The organism is Rhodovarius lipocyclicus, assembly GCF_009900765.1.
Taxonomy (GTDB): Bacteria; Pseudomonadota; Alphaproteobacteria; order Acetobacterales; family Acetobacteraceae; genus Rhodovarius; species Rhodovarius lipocyclicus.
Map to the genome: position 1 here is coordinate 76875 of NZ_JAAABL010000003.1, position 20026 is coordinate 96900.

A 20026-nucleotide genomic window follows, 5' to 3' on the forward strand; every position below is an offset into this window, starting at 1 on the left:
GTCGGGGGTGCCCGCCGCCAGGATGAAGCATAGCGCCCTTGAAAGACAGGCGCATCGCCTGAAACGATGACCAGCCCTCGCCCTCCGGTCACAGCAGCGCGGGTTGCACCGCCATGCCGGGAACTCTGAACTGGCTGCAATCCAGCCCCTGCGTGCCGCCGCCCCGCCGCGCCAGGCCCAGGCTTTCCACCGAACGGGCGAAACGCTGGGCCAGCATGCCGGCATAGACGCCGGTGCCGGTCTGGCGGGTGTGGAAATCGCTCTGGTAGCTGGCGCCGCCGCGGGTGTCGCGGATCAGCGCCAGCACCTTGCGCGCGCGGTCGGGGAAATGGCGCTGCACCCATTCCTCGAAGATCTGCCGCAGTTCCAGCGGCAGGCGCAGCAGCACATAGCCCGCGCGCCGCGCCCCGGCATCGGCGCCGGCGGTCAGGATGCGCTCCAGCTCCATGTCATTGATCGCGGGGATCATGGGGGCGGCCAGCACGGCGGTGGGGATGCCCGCGCGGGACAGCTCGGCCAGCGCCGCCAGCCGCCGGACGGGGGAGGCCGCGCGGGGTTCCATCCTGCGTGCCAGCGTGCCGTCCAGCGTGGTGATGCTGATCGCCACCTGGGCCAGACCGCGCTCGGCCATGCGGGCCAGGATGTCCAGGTCCCGCAGCACGCCGGCGGATTTCGTCACCACCGTCACCGGGTGGTTGAAGCGCTCCAGCACCTCCAGCACCTCCCGCGTCAGGCGCAGGCGGCGCTCGACGGGCTGGTAGGGGTCGGTGTTGGCGCCGAGCGCCACCGGGCGGGCCGTGTAGCCGGGCTTGGACAGCTCCTTTTCCAGCAGCGCCGGCAGGTCCGGCTTGAACATCAGCTTGGTTTCGAAATCGAGGCCCGGGGAGAAGCCCAGATAGGCATGGCTGGGCCGGGCATAGCAGTACACGCAACCGTGCTCGCAGCCGCGATACGGGTTCAGCGACCGGTCGAAGCCGATATCCGGGCTGTCATTGTAGGTCAGCGCGGAGCGGGAGGTCTCGCGGATCAGCGTGGTGGCCAGCGGCGGCAGGTCGGCCAGATCCTCGGCCAGGGTTTCCCAGCCATCGTCAAAGGGCTCGGCCACGGCGCTTTCGAAGCGGTTGGCCGGGTTGCTGATGGCGCCGCGCCCCTTGTGGAAGGCGCCGGGAACGGTGAAGCCGGTGCGGGACTGCGCGCCCGCCGCGTGCGGGGCGGCATGCGGCGGCACGATGCGGCGCGGCGAGGGCTGACCCCAGAGAAGACCATCGGGCATGGAGGAAACTCCAACGCTGTTCATGTTCCGTTCGCAGGCACCATGCCCGCATATGCAAGCGCCAGTCAAGAACGAAAAATGAACATGCGCGCTTCCTTGGTATCCCGGCCTCGCGCAAACGCAACAACCCGCCTACAGTCCCCGCAGTCCAAGACAGGAGAACAGGGGATGGAGCTGCCGCTCTCAGGGGTCCGTGTGATCGAGGTGGGTCAGGCGCTGGCCGGGCCTTTGGCCGGGGTCATCATGGCCGATATGGGTGCCGACGTGATCAAGGTGGAAAAGCCCGAAGGCGACGACGCGCGCGCCTGGGGCCCGCCCTTCGGCCCGGATGGCGAGACCTCCCTCTATTTCTACGGCCAGAACCGCTCCAAGCGCTCCGTCTCGCTGGACCTGAAGACGCCCGAAGGCATCGAGGCCCTGCACAAGCTGTGCGAGACGGCCGACATCCTGATCCACAACCTGCGCCCCGGCGTGATGGAGGAGATGGGCCTGAGCGCGGAGGAGATGGTCGCGCGCCATCCCCGCCTCGTTTACTGCACCATCTCCGGCTTCGGCTTCACGGGGCCCATGAAGATGAAGCCCGCCTTCGACCCCATCCTGCAGGCCTATGGCGGCATGATGAGCGTCACGGGCTATCCCGACGGGCCGCCCAGCCTGTGCGGCGCCTCGGTCAACGACAAGGCGACGGGGATGTTCACCGTGATCGGCGCGCTGGCCGCGCTGCGCCAGCGCGACCTGACGGGCAAGGGCGGCATCGTCGATACCTCCCTGTTCGACACCGCGGCCTTCTGGGTGGAAGGACAGATCAACCAGTATCTGTATGACGGCCACATCACCCGCCGCCACGGCACGGGCGCGGCCGTGATCGTGCCCTACCAGGCTTTCCAGACCTCTGACCTGCCGCTGCTGCTGGCCGCCGCGAACGACCGGTTCTTCGCGCGCACCTGCCAGGTGCTGGGCCATCCGGAATGGGCACAGGATGAGCGCTTCCTGCGCGGGCGCGACCGCGTGCGCAACAAGGTGGAACTGATCCCGCTGATGCAGGAGGCCTTCTTCACCCGCAGCCGCCAGGAATGGCTGGATGCGCTGGGTGCGGCGGGCGTGCCGGTCTCTCCGGTGAACGACATCGCGGAGGTGGCGAATTCCGCCCAGATGCAGGCCGTGGAGATGATCTGCGAACTGCCCGAGGGCGGGCCGAAGGTGCTGGGCCTGCCCATCCACTTCAACCGCCGCCGCCCGAAGCCGAACCGGCCCTCGCCGCGCATCGGCCAGCACAACCGGGAAATCCTGGGGAGAGATTGAAAAAGAAAAGGCCGAGGGGGCTCACACCCCCTCGGCCTACCGAACGATCGGTCTGACCGCGCCTTACTTGCAGGCGGTGATCATGATCTCGACCAGGTGCCGCGCGCTGGCCATGTTGGCCTCCACGCAGGCGCGGGCGGGCTGGGCGCCGGCCGGCAGCCAGTTCACCCACAGCTCGTTCATCGCGTCGCGGTCGCGGATGTCCTTCAGCCAGATCTGGGCGGACAGCAGGCGCGTCGTGTCCGTGCCGTGCTCCTCCAGGGCGGCGTCGATCTTCGCCAGGATCTCGGCGGTCTGGCCCTTCACATCCTTGCTCAGGTCATCGGCGGTGATGCCGGCCAGGAAGACGAAGCCATGATACTCCACGCTGGTGGAGAGGATCTGGTTGGTGCCGTTGCGCTTGATGTGGCTCATCGGGGGTCCTTTCGGGTTTCCGGTGGGGAAGGGGGGTGCCTCTGTGCAGGCGTGGCGTCAAGCCACCGCATAGACGCTGTGGGCGGTCGCGGCCTGGATCATGGTCTCGAACACGGAAACGCCATGGATCGCTTCCTCCAGCGGCAGCGGGTATTCGGGCCCGCCGGCGACGGCGGCCGCGAAGGCCTCCAGCTCGGCGTGCTCGATATCCGTCACCGGGAAGTCGCGGGTCCATTCCTTGCCGTGGCGGTCGCGGAAGAACAGGTTCTCATGCCCGCGCAGTTCCAGCAGCCCCTCAGTGCCGAACAGCGCGACGCGCCAATAGCGCGCGGCGAGCGCCAGGGTGGAGAAGCCCACGGTGGCACCGCTTTCCAGCGTGGCCAGCATGGCGGTGGTGTCGTCGATCGTCTTGCTGACCTGCGCCTTGGAGATGACGCGCACATCCTGGAAGCGCCCGGCCAGGTTGATGATCATATCGACCATATGGATGCCCATGCCGCCCATGCCGCCCAGCGGGCTTTCGTCGCGGTCGGCGCGCCACATGCCCTCCTGGTAGTTGTAGGCACCGGGGCCGCTGAACTGGCCTTCCACATGCAGCAGCGTGCCGATGGCGCCGGCGGCCATCTGGGCCTTCATCTCAGCCACCGCGGGCAGGAAGCGGCGGTTGTGGCCGAGCGCCATCACCACCCCCGCCTTGCGGCAGGCGGCCACGGCGGCCTCGGCGCTGGCCTTGGTCATGGTGAAGGGCTTTTCCACGAACACATGCTTGCCCGCGCGGGCGGCGGCGATCACCTGCTCCGCATGCATGGAATGGGGGGAGGCGAGGGCCACGGCCTGCACCTCCGGGTCCGTCAGCACGGCCTCATAGCTGGAATGCAGGCGGATGCCCTTCTCGGCGGCGTAGTCGCGCGCCTTGTCCAGATTGCCGGTGGCGCCCGCCACGAAGCGGATGCCCGCGCCATTGCGCCCCTGCACCGAATTGACCAGCGTGCGGCCCCAGCCGCCCATGCCCACGATTGCGGTGTTCAGCATGCGAAATTCCTGTCTGCGAGAAGGCGGCGCAGGGTGGTGCAGGCGGAAAGCCTTGACAATGGGGGGTGGCTAGGAATAGGTTCCGCGCGTCAAGCCACAGATGCGTCCAGCGCCTCCCGCGCCGGGTTCAGCGCGGTGGCCAGCGGCGGGCGGGCCTCGGCCATCTTCTCGAAGGCCAGCCGCGCCATCATCCGATAGCCCAGATCCGAGAAATGCACCCCGTCATCGGCGCGCAGCCGGCGTTCCAGCCGGTCATGCCCGGGGATGGAGGCGCGGAACCGCCCATCGGCGTCGCTCGTCGCCTCCCAGGTGGAGATATAGGTGCCGCCCGCGGCCTCCGTGCCTTCGCGGATCATGTCGTTCAGCTGGCGCGCGGAATCGGCGAAGGCGCGGTCGCGCATGTTGGGCAGGCCGAGCCAGCCCAGCGGCGCCCGCGCCTCGGATGCCGCCTGGGAGATCGCCTGCACCGCGCCGCGATAGGCCTCATGGAAATTGCTGCTGCCGAACTGCCAGCGCCGCCGGTTCGCACGGTCCACGAAGGAGCGGAAGTCATTGGCGCCGATCCAGACGAAGACCAGTTGCGGCGGCGTGCGCTGCAGGCTCTCCCGCACCACGGCCACCCAGTCATGCTCATCCGCGCGCGTCAGGCCGGTGGCGTGGCGGGTGCCGTTCAGCAGGCGCGGTGCCTCCCGCCGGCGCATCACCGGGTTGGTGGACAGGAACAGGCCCTGGGCCAGGCTGTCCCCGAACAATTGAATGTTAAGCCGCCCGGCAGATTCTGCCGGGGGCGGCGAAGGAGGCGCCTGTTCGAGAGCGGGAGCCTCCGGCGCCGGATCCTCGGCGGCGGAGCGGGATTCGGGGGGCGAATCCTCCTCGGCACGCGCGGCGCGCGCCAGCAGGGCACCGCCCGCCAGCAGCCAGCCGCGCCGCCGTATCACCATCGGGGCCATCAGGCCCGCACGAAACTCCGACATCACTTCCCCCGCGCCCGCATGGCAGCCACCTGTGCCCGGCCCCCGCAACACTATGGACATTCAGGTTGGCAGTCCGTAACCACCACAAAGGAATTGTGCAGAATGTCAGCAAGTCTTCAACGCCCCTCTCGACGTGAATTTCTTGGCCAAGCCGGGGCCGGCTTGCTGTTGTCCTCTTGTGAGGCACGGCGTGACGCAAATGCCGCAGTTGCCAGCCCCGGCCCGTTCCGCAACCTGCGGGAGCTGAGCGCCTGGCGGCCGGAGGCCGTGCCCGACGCACCGCCCGTGCAGCAGGCCGCCTGGACCGGCAACCCCTTGGCGCCGCTGCGTTTGCAGCTGGCGACGCTGGCCGCCGGCACCCGCCGCCAGCCGATTTCCATCGTGCAGTTCGGTGACAGCCACACGGCCTCGCCCTTTCTGGTGCCGCGCCTGCGGGAGTTGTTCCAGGCCCGTTACGGTGCCGTGGGCCCCGGCCTGCTGCCGCCCGGCACCGGCCCCCGCTACACTCGCCTCTCCCTGGCCCAGGCCGAGCAGCAAGGCCGGTGGGAGGGTGCGACCGCCCTGCGCACCCCCGGCGCCTTCAGCCTGCCGGGCTATCGCCTGCGCGGTGAGGGCGCGGGCAGCCGTCTGGTGCTGCGCTCGACGGAAAGCGACGGCTTCGACCGCTTCGGGCTGGAGGTGCTGATCCAGCCCGGCGGCGGCAGCTTCCGCCTGGTGGCCAATGGCGAGCAGGGGCCGCCCCTGCCCACCAATGCCGCGGCGACCCGCCGCGTGCCGCTGCGCTATGAGCCCGGCCGCACCCAGCGCGAGATCACGCTGGAATTGCTGGGCGATGGCCCGGTGGATCTGCTGGGCTGGGCGCTGGAACGGCGCGGCCCCGGCGTGCTGGTCGAGGGTTTCGGCATCAACGGCGCGACCATCGACCTGCTGTCCAACATGGACCAGTCCATGCTGGAGGCCGGGCTGCGCGAGCGCCAGCCGGCGCTGATCATCCTGGCCTTCGGCACCAATGAGGCCGTGAGCAGCAGCGTCACCGCCCCCGTCTATGCCGCGCAGCTGACCGAGCGCGTGCGGGCCATGAAGCGCTTCGCCCCCGGCGCCGGCATCCTGCTGATGGGCGCCCCCGACGCCGCCCGCCGCCAGGGCCGGGGCGCCGGCTGCGATGCCTGGGCGCCGCTGCCCGGCCTGCCCGCGGTGCGGGAGGCCCAGCGCCGCGTGGCCTCGGCCGAGAATGTGGCGTTGTGGGACTGGTCGCGCCTGACCGGCGGCACCTGCGGCCTGCATGCCGGCACGCGCGCCGCGCCGAAGCTGGTGCAGGACGACCACATCCATTTCACCGCCGATGGCTATCGCGCCACCGCCGAGCGCCTGTTCGACTTCGTGATGCAGAACCCCGCCGCATGATGCGCGGCGAGTAGCGCGCATGCTGTTCCCCACCGGCGTCTTCGCGCTGTTCTTCGCCCTGGTCTTCACCCTGCACTGGGGGCTGAACCGCTGGCCGCTGGCGGACCGGCTGTGGCTGCTGTTGGCCAGCGCCGGCTTCTATGCCTTCTGGGATGCGCGGCTGTGCCTGCTGCTGGGGGGCGTAGGGCTGTGGGCCTGGGGCATGGGGCGGCTGCTGGCGGTGGGTGGCCGCCGCTGGCTGTGGCCCGGCGTGGCGGGCGTGCTGGCGGTGCTGGGCCTGTTCAAATACGCCGATTTCTTCCTGGCCGAGATCGCGGGCCGCTTCGCCCTGCTGTTCGGCTGGCAGCCGCCCGAGCTACTGGGGCTGGTGCTGCCGGTCGGCATCTCCTTCTACTGTTTCCAGGCCATTTCCTACATGGTCGATGTCTCGCGCGGGGATCTGAAGCCAGAGCGCGGGCCGCTGAACGTGGTGCTGTATCTGGGCTTCTTTCCGCATCTGGCGGCGGGGCCGATCGTGCGCGCCGCGCATTTCCTGCCGCAACTGCAAGCCCGCCCCGATGCCAGCCGCGTGCCCTTCATCATGGCCTGCCTGCTGATCCTGGGCGGCTTGGTCAAGAAGCTGTGGCTGGCCAACACCCTGGCGGTGGAGCTGGTGGACCCCGCCTTCCGCGACCCGGCCGGGCTTTCGGGCGCGCGGGCGGCGCTGGCCATCTATGGCTATGCCGCGCAGATCTGGTGCGATTTCTCGGCCTATTCGGACATGGCGATCGGGGTGGCGGCGCTGCTCGGCTATCACTTCCCGCGCAATTTCGACCAGCCCTACCGCGCGGCCTCCCTGCGGGAGTTCTGGCGGCGCTGGCATATCTCGCTCAGCTTCTGGTTCCGCGATTACGTCTACAAGCCGCTGGGCGGCGACCGGGGCGGGCGCTGGTTCACCGCGCGCAACGCGCTGCTGGCCATGGCGCTGTCCGGGCTGTGGCACGGGGCGGCGTGGAACTTCCTGCTTTGGGGCGTGCTGCACGGGCTGGCGCTGGTGCTGGAACGGTTGCTGGGGCTGGAAGGGCGCTTCGGGCGCATCGGCGGCGTGCTGATCACCTTCCACATCACCTGCCTGGGCTGGGTGCTGTTCCGGGCCACGGACATGGACACGGCGGGCGCCATGCTGGCGGCCCTCGGCCAGGGTGGGGAAGGGGAGGCGGTCACCCTGTGGCTGGTCGCCATCACCGCCGCCGCGCTGGCGCTGCACGTCACCCCGCCGCACTGGCCGCAACGACTGGAAGCGGCCCTGCGCCCGCTGCCCGCCTGGGCGCTGGGGCTGGGCTTCGGGCTGGCGCTGGTCATCGTGCTCACGCTCGGCCCGGCCGGTGTGGCACCCTTCATCTACTTCCAGTTCTGATCGGAGGCGCGGATGCGGCAGCCCTGGCTTCCCGATGCCACCCATATGCGGGGCGCGGATGATTTTTCGGCCAAGACGGCCACGCTGCCCGCGCGGCGGGCCGGGCTTGCGCTGGCGTTGATCCTGCTGTTGCTGGCGATGGGGCGCGCGCCCCAGATCCTGGACGCCGCCTTCGGCTATGAGGGCCCGGGCTCCGACACCCTGCTGGCCGTGGCCGAGGGCTGGTCCGGCGCCATGGAGGCGCTGGGCATCCCGCGGGTGCTGGCCATACTGGCCGAGCACCTGCGCTTCTCGGAATAGCCTAGGTCCAATCGACGTTCAGGTTCGGGAGGCGGCTGGCCGGGGATTTTTCGCGCCGGGGAGGAAGAAGCCGCCGCCAATGCTGTGGCATTGGCAAGGGTTCTGACGCTGCTGGCGTGAAAAAGCACCGCCAGACGCACCCGCAACGTGAATGTCGATTGGACTTAGTCCATATCCCCATCGGCCAGGGCGGCCAGGGCCGGGATATCCGGCAGCTCCACTTTATGCCCGCCTGGCTCCTTCACCAGGCCGCGCTTCTTCAGCGCGGTGAAGGCGCGGCTGACGGTTTCCAGCGCCAGCCCCAGCAGATCGCCGATCTCGGCGCGGGTCATCGGCATGTCCAGCACGTCATGCGGCTGGTTGCGGCGGCGGGCGGCCTCGGCCAGCGTGATCAGGAAGGCGGCCACGCGCTGTTCCGCCTGGCGGCGGCCCACGGTCACCAGCTGTTCCTGGGTCTCCGCCAGTTCCTGGCTGCACAGTTCGATCAGGCGGCGCTGGGTGGCGGGGAAACGCGCCAGCATGCCCTCGAAATCGCGCCGCGAGATGCGGCACACCTGCCCCTCGGTCAGCATCTCGGCATCCGAGAGGAAGGTGCGGCGGGTGGTGAAGCCCAGGATGTCGCCCGCGAATCGGAAACCCAGCACCTGCTGGCGGCCGTCGGGCATCTGGCGGGTCAGCTTCGCCACCCCGCGCGTCAGCATCACGACCGACTGGGCCGAATCGCCCTCATGATACAGCACGTCGCGCGGGTTCACCTGCGTGCGGCGGGTTTCGTGGGAAATCTCCTCCAACCCCGCCATATCCAGGGCGGCGCAGATGCCCGCCACCCGGCTGCCGCATTTGGCGCAGGCTACGGGCCCGCTGGTGGGGGCGCAAGTTTCGGATGCGCGCGTCGAGTCGACAGGATTCACCGGCTGCCCTCCCAGTAGGCAGCCGTCATGATAGCCTGAGTTGGCATGCAACCTCAAGCAACGGGCTCAGTGAGCGTCCGCCTCGTCGAAGTGACGCTTCACCACGCTCAGGCCGAAGAGCACGCCGAAGGCCAGCAACGCGAAGCCGAAGAAATTCAGATAACCTTCGGAACGGGCGGCCGTGAACAAACCCACCAGGGCGATCAGGGCGGAAAGGGCCAGAAAGAACACGCGGCCGGCAACCATATTACTTCTCCTTTTTGTGAGGTTCGTCGTCGAACAGGATCCGGGCGGCTGCGCCGTCCAGGTCCTCATACTGTCGGGTGCGCAGCGCCCAGAGGAAGCCGAACAGGCCGAGCAAGCCCATGAACAGCGCCAGCGGCACCAGCAGGATCAGGGCGCTCATGCGTCGCCTCCCGTTCTCAGCGCGTTGCCGATCACGATCAGGGAGGATGTGGCCATCACCCCCGCCGCGATCAGTGGCGTGACCAAGCCCGCGACCGCCATCGGCACCGCCAGCACATTGTAGACCAGGCTGAGCGCGATGTTCTGGCGCGCAATGCGTTGGGCGCGGCGCGCGAGGCGGATGGCGGCGGGAATGGGCGCCAGCCCCTCCGCCGTTAGCACGATGTCGGCGCTGGACTGCGCGAGGCTGGTGGCCCCCGCCGGGCAGGCGGAGACATAGGCGCGGGCCAGGGCCGCCGCGTCGTTCATGCCATCGCCCAGCATCAGGGCGTTGCGGCCGTCCTCGGCCAGGGCGGCCATGCGGGCCTCCTTGGCCGCGGGGTCGGCCCAGGCGCGCCAGTCGCGGATCGCCAGCTGCGTGGCCACGGCCGCCACGGCGGGCGCCGCATCGCCCGAGAGGATCTCCATCGTCAGCCCCTCCCGCCGCAGATCGGCGACGGCGGCCGCCGCGTCTTCCCGCAGCTCATCGGCGAAGCGGAAGCGGATGGGCGTCTCGCCCGGGCGGGCCAGCCACAGGGCCATGCCATCGGCGGGGTCGGAGGCCTCGGTGAAGGCGGCGGAACCCAGGCGGGTGCCGTCCAGCTCCATCCCGTGGCCGGGGATTTCCACCACGCCCTCGGCCAGCGGGGCTTCGGGGCAGGCGCGGACCAGGGCGCGGGCCAGCGGGTGGCGGCTGGCCGTGGCCAGCGAGGCCGCCTGGCGCAGGTCATCGGCGGTCCAGGCGCCGGGCAGCAGGCTGGGGCGGCCCTCGGTCAGGGTGCCGGTCTTGTCCAGCACGGCATGGCGGGCGGTGGCCAGGCGTTCCAGCGCATCGGGGCGGGCCAGCAGCACGCCGCGCCGGAACAGCGCGCCCGCCGCCACCACCTGCACGGCGGGCACGGCGATGGCCAGCCCGCAGGGGCAGGTGACGATCAGCGCGGCCACGGCGGGCACCAGCGCCTCCTGCCAGTTCAGCCCGCCCAGCAGCCACCAGCCCAGAAAGGTCGCCAGCGCCACGGCATGGGCGACCGGCATGTAGATCTTCGCGGCCTTGTCGGCGATCGAGACGATGCCGGACTTGCCCTGCTCGGCCTGTTCCAGCAGGCGCTGCATGGCCGCCAGCGAGCCCTCGGCCACCCGGGCCGTGACGGTCGCGGTGAAGGGCACGCCCATGTTGATCGCGCCCGCCGGCAGCGCCTCACCGCGCACAAAGCGGCGGGGCAGGCTCTCGCCCGTGGTGGCGGCGGTATCCAGAAGTGCTTCGGGCGATTCCAGGGTGGCGTCCAGGCCCAAGCGCTCACCGGCAGCGACCAGCAGCCGGTCGCCGGGGGCGAAGGCTTCCAGCCCATGCGCCACCACGCGGCCATCGGCCTCCACCCGGGTGGCGGTGCCCTGCTGCAGGGCCACCAGCTCGGCCGCCGCGCGGCGGGCGCGCCTGCGTCCGGCATGGTTCAGTACGCGCCCGGCCAGCAGTAGCGCCAGCAGCGAGGTCGCGCCATCGAACCAGGTGAACTGGCCGTTGCGGAGGGTTTCGGACACGCTCATCAGCGTGGTGGCCAGCACGCCGATGGACACTGCCAGGTCCATGGTCAGCCGGCCCGCCCGCAGCCCTTCCCAGGCCGGGCGGTAGAAGGGCATGCCCGCCACCAGCACCACCGGCAGCGCCACCAGCATGGCCAGCCAATGCATGGCCGCGCGGGTGGCCTCGCCCATATCCTCGCCCACCCAGACGGCGACCGAGACGAGCATCACATTCATCGAGCCGAAGGCGGCGATGCCGAGCGCGCGCACCAGGGCGCGGCCCTCCTTGTCCTCGGCCGCGCGGAAGCAGGCGGGGGACCAGGGGGCGACGCGGAAACCCAGCCGCGCCAGCAGCAGGCCCAGCGCGTCCGCGCGCTCCGGCCCGCCGCGCCAGCGGATGGTCAGGCGCCGGGTCGAAAGGCTGGCGCGGGCGGAGATCACATCGGGTTCGGCGGCCAGCGCCTGTTCCACCAGCCACACGCAGGCCCCGCACACCAAGCCACCCACCAACAGGTCGATGCGGTGGTCGCCATCGGGCAGGCGCTCGGCATGGGCAGAAAGTTCGGCGGCGGGCGCCTCGACCGGGCGCAGCGTGCCGGCCTCGGCCTCTCGCCGGCGATAGAAGGCTTCGAGACCCAGCCCCTCCACCAGCCCGTGCGCGGCCTCGCAGCCCGTGCAGCAGAAGCGGGCGGCGCCGGCCGGCAGCGGCGCCGCGCAATGCGCGCACACCGCCGTCTGGCCCGCCTCGGCGGGAATGACGCGCCCGATCACGCTCACGGCACGATCACCCTTTCACGGATATCCAGCACGCCGCCCGGCCCATGCAGCACCAGCTGCGTGTCCCACTGCCCGGCCTGGGCAGCGGCGGCATCGGCCCGCCACACGCCGGGGGCGGTGCTGGAGATCAACAGCGGCAGGCGCTCACCCGTCAGCGGGCGCAGCAGATGGCCCAGCAGGTCCCCGGGCACCGGGTTGCCGGCGGTGTCGCGGACCTCGATTCGCAGCGTGCCCGCTTCCAGCCGCACGCGCGGGTGCCAGCCCAGCGCATCCTGGCGCGCCGCCTCATGCAGCACGTCATTGTAGGTGCGGCCGCGATCATAGGCGCGCGGCGTGTTCACGCCGGTGAAGGTGCTGAGGGCGGCCCAGATCAGCACGCCATTCACCACCACCACCAGCAGCATCCCCCCCGTGAAGGCCCAGGGCACCCAGCGCCCGCGAGAGGGATCGTAGCTTTGCGTGCTCATCGTTCAGGCCCCAGGAAGACGCTGTCATGCCGGGCGACCGGCCGCCCCGCAGCATCCAGTAGCCGGAAGGAGACGGGGATGCTTTGAGGCAGCGCAAGCCCGGCGGGTGCCGTGACCAGCACGCGCCATTCCGTGATGCCGTCGGGCCTGGTTTCCAGCACCGGGCGGCCCTGGGCGTCGGTCTGGGCATTCTGCGCCACCACCTGCAGGCGGGCGGTGTTCGCGCCTTCCAGCACCAGGGCGTAATGTGCCACCTCGCGGGCCTTGTTCGACATCTTGATGGTGTAGGCATTGCGGATGCCGCCATCCGAAAGTCGCACGAACAGCGGCGCGCGGTCGCGGATCACCGACAGGCCCACCGTTTCCCGCAGCAGGAAGGCGCCCAGCATGATCGCCGCCACCACCCCCAGCACGGCGCTATACAGGATGGTGCGCGAGCGGATCAGCTTGGGCACATGCCGCACCTTCATACCCACCTCCAGCCGCTCGGCGCAGGCCGGCATGGACTGGGTGGCGGCGGTGCTGGCTGCGATATTGGCCAGCGTCTCGAAGGCGATCAGCCCCTCGGGGCGGTGCAACTTGCGCATCACGTCGTTGCAGGCATCCACGCACAGGCCGCAGCCGATGCATTCCAGCTGCTGGCCGTCGCGGATGTCGATGCCCGTGGGGCAGACATGCACGCAGGCCCCGCAATCCACGCAATCGCCCACATTGTCGGCCTTGGCCTTGCCGCGCGGCTCCCCACGCCAAGCGCGGTAGCTGACGACATAGGACTGGTCGTCCAGCATCGCGCCCTGGAAGCGCGGCCAGGGGCACATGTAGGTGCACACCTGTTCGCGCGCGAAGCCCGCGAGCGTGTAGGTGGTGACGGTGAACAGGCCGAAGAAGAAATAGGCCTGCAGGCTGGCGGCTCCGGTGAAGACGCCGCGCACGAAGGTCGGCGCATCCACGAAATACATGATCCAGGCACCGCCGGTGACCGCCGCGATCAGCAGCCAGGCCGCGTGCTTGGCCGATTTCAGCATCAGCTTGTGGCCCGACATGGGCTGGGCATCGAGCTTCATGCGGGCGTTGCGGTCGCCCTCGATCTGACGTTCCACCCACATGAACAGGTCGGTCCAGACCGTCTGCGGGCAGGTGAAGCCACACCAGACGCGGCCGAACAGGGATGTGGCGGCGAACAGGCCGATCGCCGCCAGCACCAGGATGCCGGTCAGGAAATAGACCTCCTGCGGCCACAACTCGATCCAAAAGAAGAACAGGCGGGCGTGGCTCATATCCACCAGCACCGCCTGATCGGGCGCACCCGGGCCGCGGTCCCACCGCAGCCAGGGCACGATGTAGTACAGACCCAGGAGCAGGATCAGCACCGCCCACTTCACCCGCCGAACCCTGCCGGAGACGGCACGCGGATAGACCTTCTTATGGTCCGCGTAGAGGCTCTGCGGCTGTTCCGGTTCGACGGCGCCGATATGCGACATGATGCTTTACCGGCCCCCACCCAGGGAGTGCACATAGACGGCCAGCATGTTGATGGTCGCCCCATCCAGGCGCTGGCCGAAGGCCGGCATCACGCCCAGGCGCGGGTTGCTGATGAACGCCTCGATGGTGCGCACGTCAGGACCGTTCAGCCAGATACGGTCGCTCAGGCGGGGGGCACCCAGTTCCTGATTGCCCTCGCCTTGCTCGCCATGGCAGCTCACGCAGTTCTCGGCGAACACGGTGGCACCGCGCGCAGCGGCAGCCTGGTCCGTCGCCAGGCCCGAGAGCCCCAGCACATGCTGGGCCACGTCCTGGATCTGCGCCCGGTTCAGCATGCCATCGCCCAGAAAGCGCGGCATGACGGAGGTGCGGGCCTCATCGTCATCCTGGTTGCGGATGCCGTGGGTGATGGTGGTGCGGATATCGGCCAGCGTGCCGCCCCACAGCCAGTCATCGTCGGCCAGGGTCGGGTAGCCGCCCGTGGCACCCTGCCCACCCGCGCCATGGCAGGCGGCGCAGTTGTTGGCGAAGGCCACGCGCCCGCCGGCGATGGCATAGGCGCGCAGCTCCGGGTCCGCCGCGATCTGGGCCGGGGTGGCCGCGCGCAGCCGGGCCATCATCGGCTCGGCCCGGGTGCGCGCCTCGGCCAACTCGGCGGTGCCTGCCTCACGCGCGATATAGCCGGTGACGCCGGTCAGGCCGCGGATGGGGATGGACGGGTACATGACCATCCAGACCAGCGCGAACAGGATGCAGGCATAGAAGGTGTACAGCCACCAGCGGGGCAGGGGCGTGTTCAGCTCCTTCAGCCCATCCCACTCATGGCCAGTGGTGTTCTGGCCGGAGATGGCGTCCTTCTCGATCTTCGTGGGCATGTCAGCCGTCCTTGCGGAGGGGAATCTGCGCGTGGCTTTCCAGCTCGCGCTTGCGGGAGGGCAGCAGGACCCAGACCAGGATCCCGCTGAACAGAACGAAGAACCACACCACCCAGAGCGTGGCGAAGACGCCGTGGTGGCGGGCGAGTTCGTCGATCATCGATCCCTCTCCCTTACTGTTGCCGCAGCTGTTCGGGCGTCACGTCGCGGAACTGCACGAGCGTGCCCAACATCTGCAGAAAGGCGACGACGGCATCCATCTCCGTCACTTCGGCGCTGTTGCCGTCGAACACCCCCTGGCGGGCCCGGGCATAGCGCGAGGCAAGGCCCGCGCCATCGGCCTCGGGGTTCGCCTGGGCGCGCAGGTCGGCGTCGGCGTTGCGGATCATCTCATCCGTGTAGGGAACGCCCAGCGCGCGCAGCGTGGCCATGCTGGCACCCACCCGGCGATAGTCCAGCGGGCGGTCCAGGAAGGCGTAGGGCGGCATCACGCTTTCGGGCACCACGGCGCGGGGGCTGCGCAGATGCTGGGCGTGCCAGTCATCCGAATAGCGCCCGCCCACGCGCGCCAGGTCGGGCCCGGTGCGCTTGGAACCCCACTGGAAGGGGCGGTCGTACATGCTCTCGGCCGCCAGCGAGTAGTGGCCGTAGCGCTCCGCCTCGTCGCGGAAGGGGCGGATCATCTGGCTGTGGCAGGTGTAGCACCCCTCACGCACATAGATCTCGCGGCCCATCAGTTCGAGCGGGGAGTACGGGCGGGTGCCCTCCACCCGCTCGATGGTGGATTCCACCGTGAACAGCGGCACGACCTGCGCCAGGCCGCCGATGGAAACGGTGATCAGGGTCAGCACGCCGAGCAGGATGAGGTTCCGCTCAATGGTGCCGTGGCTGAACTTGAATGCCATGTGCGTGCCTCCTTACTCGGCCGCCGCGGCGACAGCGCCGGAGGGAAGGGCCTGCGGCTCCTCGCTCTCGACCATCGTCACGGTCTTATAGAGGTTCCAGACCATGATCAGCGAACCGGCCAGATACAGCAGGCCGCCCAGCATGCGGATGACGTAGTAGGGGTGCATCGCCGCCACGGTCTCGATGAAGCTGTACTGCAGGAAGCCCAGCTCATCCGTCGCGCGCCACATCAGGCCTTGCATGATGCCCGAGACCCACATCGCGGTGATGTAGAGCACGATGCCCAGGGTGGCGATCCAGAAGTGCCAGGCCACCAAGCGCTCGGAATACAGGCGGGACTTGCGCCACAGCACCGGGAACAGCCAGTACAGCGCGCCGAAGGTGATGAAGCCCACCCAGCCCATGGCACCGGAATGCACGTGGCCGATCGTCCAGTCCGTGTAGTGGGACAGGGCGTTGACGGCGCGGATGGACATCACCGGGCCCTCGAAGGTCGACATGCCGTAGAAGCCCACGGCCGTGACCGAGAAGCGCAGCGCGGGGTTGGTGCGCAGCTTGTCCCAGGCGCCCGACAGCGTCATCAGCCCGTTGATCATGCCGCCCCAGGACGGCATCCACAGCATGATGGAGAACACCATGCCCAGCGTCTGCGCCCAGTCGGGCAGCGCGGTGTAGTGCAGGTGGTGCGGGCCGGCCCAGATGTAGAGGAAGATCAGCGACCAGAAGTGGATGATCGACAGCCGGTAGGAATAGACCGGGCGCTCGGCCTGCTTGGGGATGAAGTAGTACATCATGCCCAGGAAGCCGGCGGTCAGGAAGAAGCCCACCGCGTTGTGGCCATACCACCACTGGATCATCGCATCCTGCACGCCGCCGGCGACGCCGAAGGAACGCCCCGTGCCGCCCACGGGCAGCGCCAGGTTGTTGCCGATGTGCAGCATGGCGACGGTGATGATGAAGGCGAGATAGAACCAGTTCGCCACATAGATGTGGGGTTCCTCGCGCTTCAGGATCGTGCCGCCGAAGGCCACCAGGTACAGCACCCACACCAGGGTCAGCCACAGGTCCACGAACCATTCGGGTTCGGCGTATTCCTTGCCCTGCGTCACGCCGAGCACGTAGCCGAGAGCGGCCGTCACGATAAAGAAATTGTAACCCCAGAACAGGAACCAGCCCATCTCCTCGCCGCCGAACAGGCGGGCGCGGCAGGTGCGCTGCACGACATACAGGCTGGTGCACAGCAGGGCGTTGCCGCCGAAGGCGAAAATCACGGCGGACGTGTGAACCGGGCGCAGCCGCCCGAAGGTCGTCCATTCCAGATCCAGGTTCAGCAGCGGCCAAGCCAGCTGAGAGGCGATCGTCACGCCCATCAGGAAGCCGACCACGCCCCAGAACATGGTGGCGATGGCGAAGGCCCGGATCGGGCTCTCCACGTAGCGGATATCTGTATCCGGCGCTGTCATCGGGACGGTCGTAGCCATACCCTCACTCTCCTCGAACCTCTGGCTACATGACGGGATTCGGGCTCCCCCGTCCTTGAGGTGAATCAAGAGTGGGGACCGACTCATATCATTATGATATGCAAGCTATTGAAGAACGAGGGAGCTGTTCCATGAAAATCGAAGCTCTGGAGGGATCGCCCCCGGCTGGGGCCGGGCGGGTGATCCGCACCGACCGCCCCTGGCTGTGGCTGGCGCGCGGCTGGCAGGATATCCTGGCGGAGAAGCGGATCGCGCTGGGCTATGGCGCGGTGCTGACCGTGTTCGGCTGGATCATGGCCGCCATCATGCTGAATGCCGGGGCGGCCTGGGCGATTCTGCCGGCCACTGCGGGTTTCTTCATCATGGCGCCGCTGCTGGCCGCCGGCCTGTATGAGGTCAGCCGCCGACGGGAGCTGGGGCAGGCGGTGGGGCTGGACGCTGTGCTGGCGCCCTTCCGCCGCCAAGGCGGGCAGCTGGCCCTGATGGGCGCCCTGTTGCTGCTGGTGCACCTGGCCTGGGTGCGGGTGGCGGGGCTGATCTTCGCGCTGTTCTTCAGCCACGGATTCGCGGTGCCAATGGAGCAGCTGCCCATCGCGCTGCTGCAATCCCCGCAGCTGCTACCCTTCCTGGTGGTGGGCACGGCGGTGGGCTTCGTCTTCGCCGCCGTCACCTTCGCGGCCTGCGCCGTGGGCATCCCGATGCTGGTGGCGCGTGACACCTCGGTGCCGGAGGCGATCGCGGCCAGCATCACCGTGGTGCTGGCCAACCCGCGCCCGATGATCCTGTGGGCGGGGCTGATCGTGGTGTTCACCGGGCTGGGGCTGGTGCCGTTCTTCCTGGGGCTGGCGGTGGCGCTGCCGCTGATCGGGCATGCCAGCTGGCATGCCTATCGTGACCTGATCGAGGGCGTGGAGCCCTAGGCATTTGTTTTCACGATCATCTTTGCCCGGTCGGATGATTCCATCCGACCGGGTGATGATCTAAAACCGCTCATCCGGTGGCGCGATCTGGGTCACCAAATCACGCAGCAGGGCCTTGTTGGGCAGCGGTTCCAGCGTGGTGGTCCCTTCCTCCAGCCGCGCGGTGCAGGCGTAGGTGACGCGTCCGTTCACCACCATCATGCATTCCTTGCAGGCGTTGGCGTTCAGGCAGGCATAGCGGATGGCCAGGGTCGGGTCCTGCTCCGCGCGGATTCGGCGCAGGCCGTCGAGCACCGAGGCCCCCGGCTCGAATTCCAGGGTGAAGCTGTCATGGCGGGGGGGCTCGCCCGCCACGCCACGGCGGATCAGCAGGGTGGCTTGGGGCATCAGGCGGCCTCCGGCACGGGAATACGGGTGATGTCGAGGCCCCGCTCATCGCCCGAGAGCAGCAGGTTCACCCGCCAATCCTCCTCGGTTTCCGGGTGGTCGATGCGCTGGTGCGCGCCCCGGCTCTCGGTGCGGGCCAGGGCGGCGGCCACGATGCTGTCGGCCACCAGCAGCATCTGCCGCAGGTCGAACCAGTCGAGCCGCACCATGTCATGCGGCAGGCCGGGCGCGCCCGGGGGCAGGGGGCCTGCCTCGGCGCGGATGGCGGCGATGGCGGCACTGGCGCGGGCCAGCCCCGCCGCGTCGCGGAAGGGGCCCGCATGGTCGGCCATGGCGGCCTGCAACGCCACCACCAGGGCGGCGGTGTTGCGCGCCGGGCCCTCGGCGCCGACCAGCGCCAACGCCTCGGCCGCGGCGGCGGGCGAGAAGGCCGGGCCAGGGGCGGCGCGGGCCGCCTCGGCACCCGCGATCTTGCCGAAGGCCAGGGCCTCCGTGATCGCATTGCCCGACAGGCGGTTGGCGCCATTGGCGCCGCCCACCACCTCGCCGGCGGCGAACAGGCCGGGCACATCGGTGCGCATTCCCGTGTCCACCCGCACGCCGCCCATGTGGTAGTGCGCGATGGGCGCGACCTCCACATCGTCGCGCGTCAGGTCGATGCCATTGGCGGCCAGCTTGTCGATCACCGGGCCGAAGGCTTCGCGCAGCGTGGCCTGCGGCACATGGCGGAAGCTGAGCCAGGCGCCCCCGGCGGGCGAACCCCGCCCGGCCGCGACTTCCTGCGTGATGGCATAGGTCGCGAGGTCGCGCGTGGTGGTGTAGCGGCCCTCATCGGTGCCGCCGTAGCGGTCGATGAACTCCTCCTTCGCACCGTTCAGCAGCCGCCCGCCCAGCTTGTAGCGGAAGGGGTCCCACATGATCGGGTCCATGCCGACCATGCGCGGCGCCAGGTGCCCGATGGGGAAGAACTGGACGAACTCCATCCCCAGCAGCTTCGCCCCCGCCCGCAGCGCCAGCGCGAAGCCATCGCCCGACATATGGGCGGAGGCGCTGTTGCGCCGGTACAGCCGCGTCAGGCCCCCGGTGGCCAGGATGGTGGCCTTCGCCTCAATGGTCACGGGCGTGCCGGAGGCGATGTCGAACCCCACGGCGCCGGTCACATGCCCTTCCTGCGTCACCAGATCCGTCACCACCACATCGCCCAGGCGGCGGATGCGCTCATGCCGCTGCAACTGCGTGCGCAGGGTGCGGGAAACCGCGGGGCCGGTGGACAGGAAATCCACATAGACGCAGCGCGCGCGGTCATGCCCCGGGGCCTGCACGGCGCGCAGGCGGTTGCCGTCCCGCGCCCAGCCGACCTTCCAGCCCTCCATCTCGCGGATCACATCCACCCCCACCTCGCACAACAGGGCGGCCAGGGCCGGGTCGCACAGACCGCGCCCAGCGGTCAGCGTGTCCTGGTAGTGGAAATGCCAGTCGTCATCGGCCTCCAGCGCGGCGGCGACGGTCATCTGCGCCATCACGGTGGCGCCGCCACGGCCGATCAGGCTGCGTTCCAGCAGCAGCACATCGCCCGCGCCCTGGCGGCTGGCCTCGATGGCGGCATACATGCCGGCACCGCCCGCGCCGATGATCAGCACCTCGGTGGTGAAATGTCTCATAGCCGGCAGATGCCCCACAATTGCGCCGTATGCTGAGGATCATGCGCGGCGTGCCCGCGCCGGCCAAGCCCCCGCCGCCGGCCTTTCAGGCGCGGGGGC

Annotated in this window: 21 protein-coding genes; 5 read left to right on the forward strand and 16 right to left on the reverse strand. The window is 69.4% G+C overall.

What is annotated here, in order from left to right; all coding sequences use genetic code 11:
* Positions 1-88: 88 nt before the first annotated feature.
* On the reverse strand, positions 89-1273 hold the full coding sequence (locus tag GT007_RS05535; protein ID WP_160120587.1) for a PA0069 family radical SAM protein: 1185 nt from the start codon (positions 1271-1273) through the stop codon (positions 89-91).
* A gap of 168 nt (positions 1274-1441) precedes the next feature.
* Between GT007_RS05535 and GT007_RS05540 the strand changes: the two genes are divergently transcribed.
* Positions 1442-2575 (forward strand): CaiB/BaiF CoA transferase family protein, encoded by a 1134-nt coding sequence (locus GT007_RS05540; protein ID WP_160120588.1) that lies wholly within the window; start codon positions 1442-1444, stop codon positions 2573-2575.
* Between the two features lie 63 nt (positions 2576-2638).
* Here GT007_RS05540 and GT007_RS05545 read toward each other — a convergent pair whose 3' ends face one another.
* From GT007_RS05545 to GT007_RS05555, 3 genes are all read right to left on the reverse strand, one after another.
* On the reverse strand, positions 2639-2989 hold the full coding sequence (locus GT007_RS05545; RefSeq protein ID WP_160120589.1) for a RidA family protein: 351 nt from the start codon (positions 2987-2989) through the stop codon (positions 2639-2641).
* A gap of 57 nt (positions 2990-3046) precedes the next feature.
* Positions 3047-4021: a Gfo/Idh/MocA family protein gene (locus GT007_RS05550; protein ID WP_160120590.1), complete on the reverse strand. Its 975-nt coding sequence runs from the start codon at positions 4019-4021 to the stop codon at positions 3047-3049.
* 89 nt (positions 4022-4110) lie between these two features.
* On the reverse strand, positions 4111-4995 hold the full coding sequence (locus GT007_RS05555; RefSeq protein ID WP_160120591.1) for a DUF459 domain-containing protein: 885 nt from the start codon (positions 4993-4995) through the stop codon (positions 4111-4113).
* Between the two features lie 267 nt (positions 4996-5262).
* Here GT007_RS05555 and GT007_RS05560 point away from each other — a divergent pair, with 267 nt between their 5' ends.
* From GT007_RS05560 to GT007_RS05570, 3 genes are read left to right on the forward strand one after another with little or no spacing between them, the layout of a single operon-like run.
* Positions 5263-6399: a GDSL-type esterase/lipase family protein gene (locus GT007_RS05560; RefSeq protein WP_160120592.1), complete on the forward strand. Its 1137-nt coding sequence runs from the start codon at positions 5263-5265 to the stop codon at positions 6397-6399.
* A gap of 19 nt (positions 6400-6418) precedes the next feature.
* The gene (locus GT007_RS05565) at positions 6419-7795 is read left to right on the forward strand and encodes an MBOAT family O-acyltransferase (protein ID WP_160120593.1); all 1377 of its coding nucleotides are present in this window, start codon (positions 6419-6421) and stop codon (positions 7793-7795) included.
* A gap of 12 nt (positions 7796-7807) precedes the next feature.
* On the forward strand, positions 7808-8095 hold the full coding sequence (locus GT007_RS05570; RefSeq protein WP_160120594.1) for a hypothetical protein: 288 nt from the start codon (positions 7808-7810) through the stop codon (positions 8093-8095).
* 164 nt (positions 8096-8259) lie between these two features.
* Here the strand turns inward: GT007_RS05570 and GT007_RS05575 are convergent, their stop codons facing one another.
* The 10 genes from GT007_RS05575 to ccoN form a co-directional block, all read right to left on the reverse strand.
* On the reverse strand, positions 8260-8922 hold the full coding sequence (locus tag GT007_RS05575; RefSeq protein ID WP_160120595.1) for a Crp/Fnr family transcriptional regulator: 663 nt from the start codon (positions 8920-8922) through the stop codon (positions 8260-8262).
* A 150-nt stretch (positions 8923-9072) separates the two neighbouring features.
* A complete protein-coding gene (locus tag GT007_RS05580) occupies positions 9073-9252 on the reverse strand; it encodes a hypothetical protein (protein ID WP_160120596.1) in 180 nt (59 codons plus the stop codon).
* A 1-nt stretch (position 9253) separates the two neighbouring features.
* A complete protein-coding gene (gene ccoS, locus GT007_RS05585; RefSeq protein WP_160120597.1) occupies positions 9254-9412 on the reverse strand; it encodes a cbb3-type cytochrome oxidase assembly protein CcoS in 159 nt (52 codons plus the stop codon).
* Complete coding sequence (locus tag GT007_RS05590) at positions 9409-11748, reverse strand: heavy metal translocating P-type ATPase metal-binding domain-containing protein (RefSeq protein WP_160120598.1); 2340 nt, start codon at positions 11746-11748, stop codon at positions 9409-9411. The genes ccoS and GT007_RS05590 overlap by 4 nt, the downstream gene beginning before the upstream one ends.
* Positions 11745-12215: a FixH family protein gene (locus GT007_RS05595; RefSeq protein ID WP_160120599.1), complete on the reverse strand. Its 471-nt coding sequence runs from the start codon at positions 12213-12215 to the stop codon at positions 11745-11747. Before GT007_RS05595 ends, GT007_RS05590 begins: the two co-directional genes overlap by 4 nt.
* Complete coding sequence (ccoG, locus tag GT007_RS05600) at positions 12212-13696, reverse strand: cytochrome c oxidase accessory protein CcoG (protein WP_160120600.1); 1485 nt, start codon at positions 13694-13696, stop codon at positions 12212-12214. The genes GT007_RS05595 and ccoG overlap by 4 nt, the downstream gene beginning before the upstream one ends.
* A 6-nt stretch (positions 13697-13702) precedes the next feature.
* Positions 13703-14572, reverse strand: a complete 870-nt coding sequence (gene ccoP, locus GT007_RS05605) for a cytochrome-c oxidase, cbb3-type subunit III (protein WP_160120601.1) — start codon at positions 14570-14572, stop codon at positions 13703-13705.
* A 1-nt stretch (position 14573) separates the two neighbouring features.
* Positions 14574-14732: a cbb3-type cytochrome oxidase subunit 3 gene (locus GT007_RS05610; RefSeq protein ID WP_160120602.1), complete on the reverse strand. Its 159-nt coding sequence runs from the start codon at positions 14730-14732 to the stop codon at positions 14574-14576.
* Positions 14733-14745: 13 nt separating this feature from the next.
* Positions 14746-15477 carry a cytochrome-c oxidase, cbb3-type subunit II gene (gene ccoO, locus GT007_RS05615; RefSeq protein WP_160120603.1) on the reverse strand — a complete coding sequence of 244 codons (732 nt, stop codon included), beginning with the start codon at positions 15475-15477 and terminating at the stop codon, positions 14746-14748.
* 12 nt (positions 15478-15489) lie between these two features.
* The gene (gene ccoN, locus GT007_RS05620; RefSeq protein WP_160120604.1) at positions 15490-16959 is read right to left on the reverse strand and encodes a cytochrome-c oxidase, cbb3-type subunit I; all 1470 of its coding nucleotides are present in this window, start codon (positions 16957-16959) and stop codon (positions 15490-15492) included.
* 131 nt (positions 16960-17090) lie between these two features.
* Here ccoN and GT007_RS05625 point away from each other — a divergent pair, with 131 nt between their 5' ends.
* Positions 17091-17879: a DUF2189 domain-containing protein gene (locus GT007_RS05625; protein ID WP_160120605.1), complete on the forward strand. Its 789-nt coding sequence runs from the start codon at positions 17091-17093 to the stop codon at positions 17877-17879.
* A gap of 60 nt (positions 17880-17939) precedes the next feature.
* Here the strand turns inward: GT007_RS05625 and GT007_RS05630 are convergent, their stop codons facing one another.
* Entirely contained in the window at positions 17940-18266 is a 327-nt protein-coding gene (locus tag GT007_RS05630; RefSeq protein WP_236571519.1) for a 2Fe-2S iron-sulfur cluster-binding protein, read from the reverse strand.
* Positions 18266-19927 carry an FAD-binding protein gene (locus GT007_RS05635; RefSeq protein ID WP_160120606.1) on the reverse strand — a complete coding sequence of 554 codons (1662 nt, stop codon included), beginning with the start codon at positions 19925-19927 and terminating at the stop codon, positions 18266-18268. Before GT007_RS05635 ends, GT007_RS05630 begins: the two co-directional genes overlap by 1 nt.
* Positions 19928-20026 lie beyond the last annotated feature (99 nt).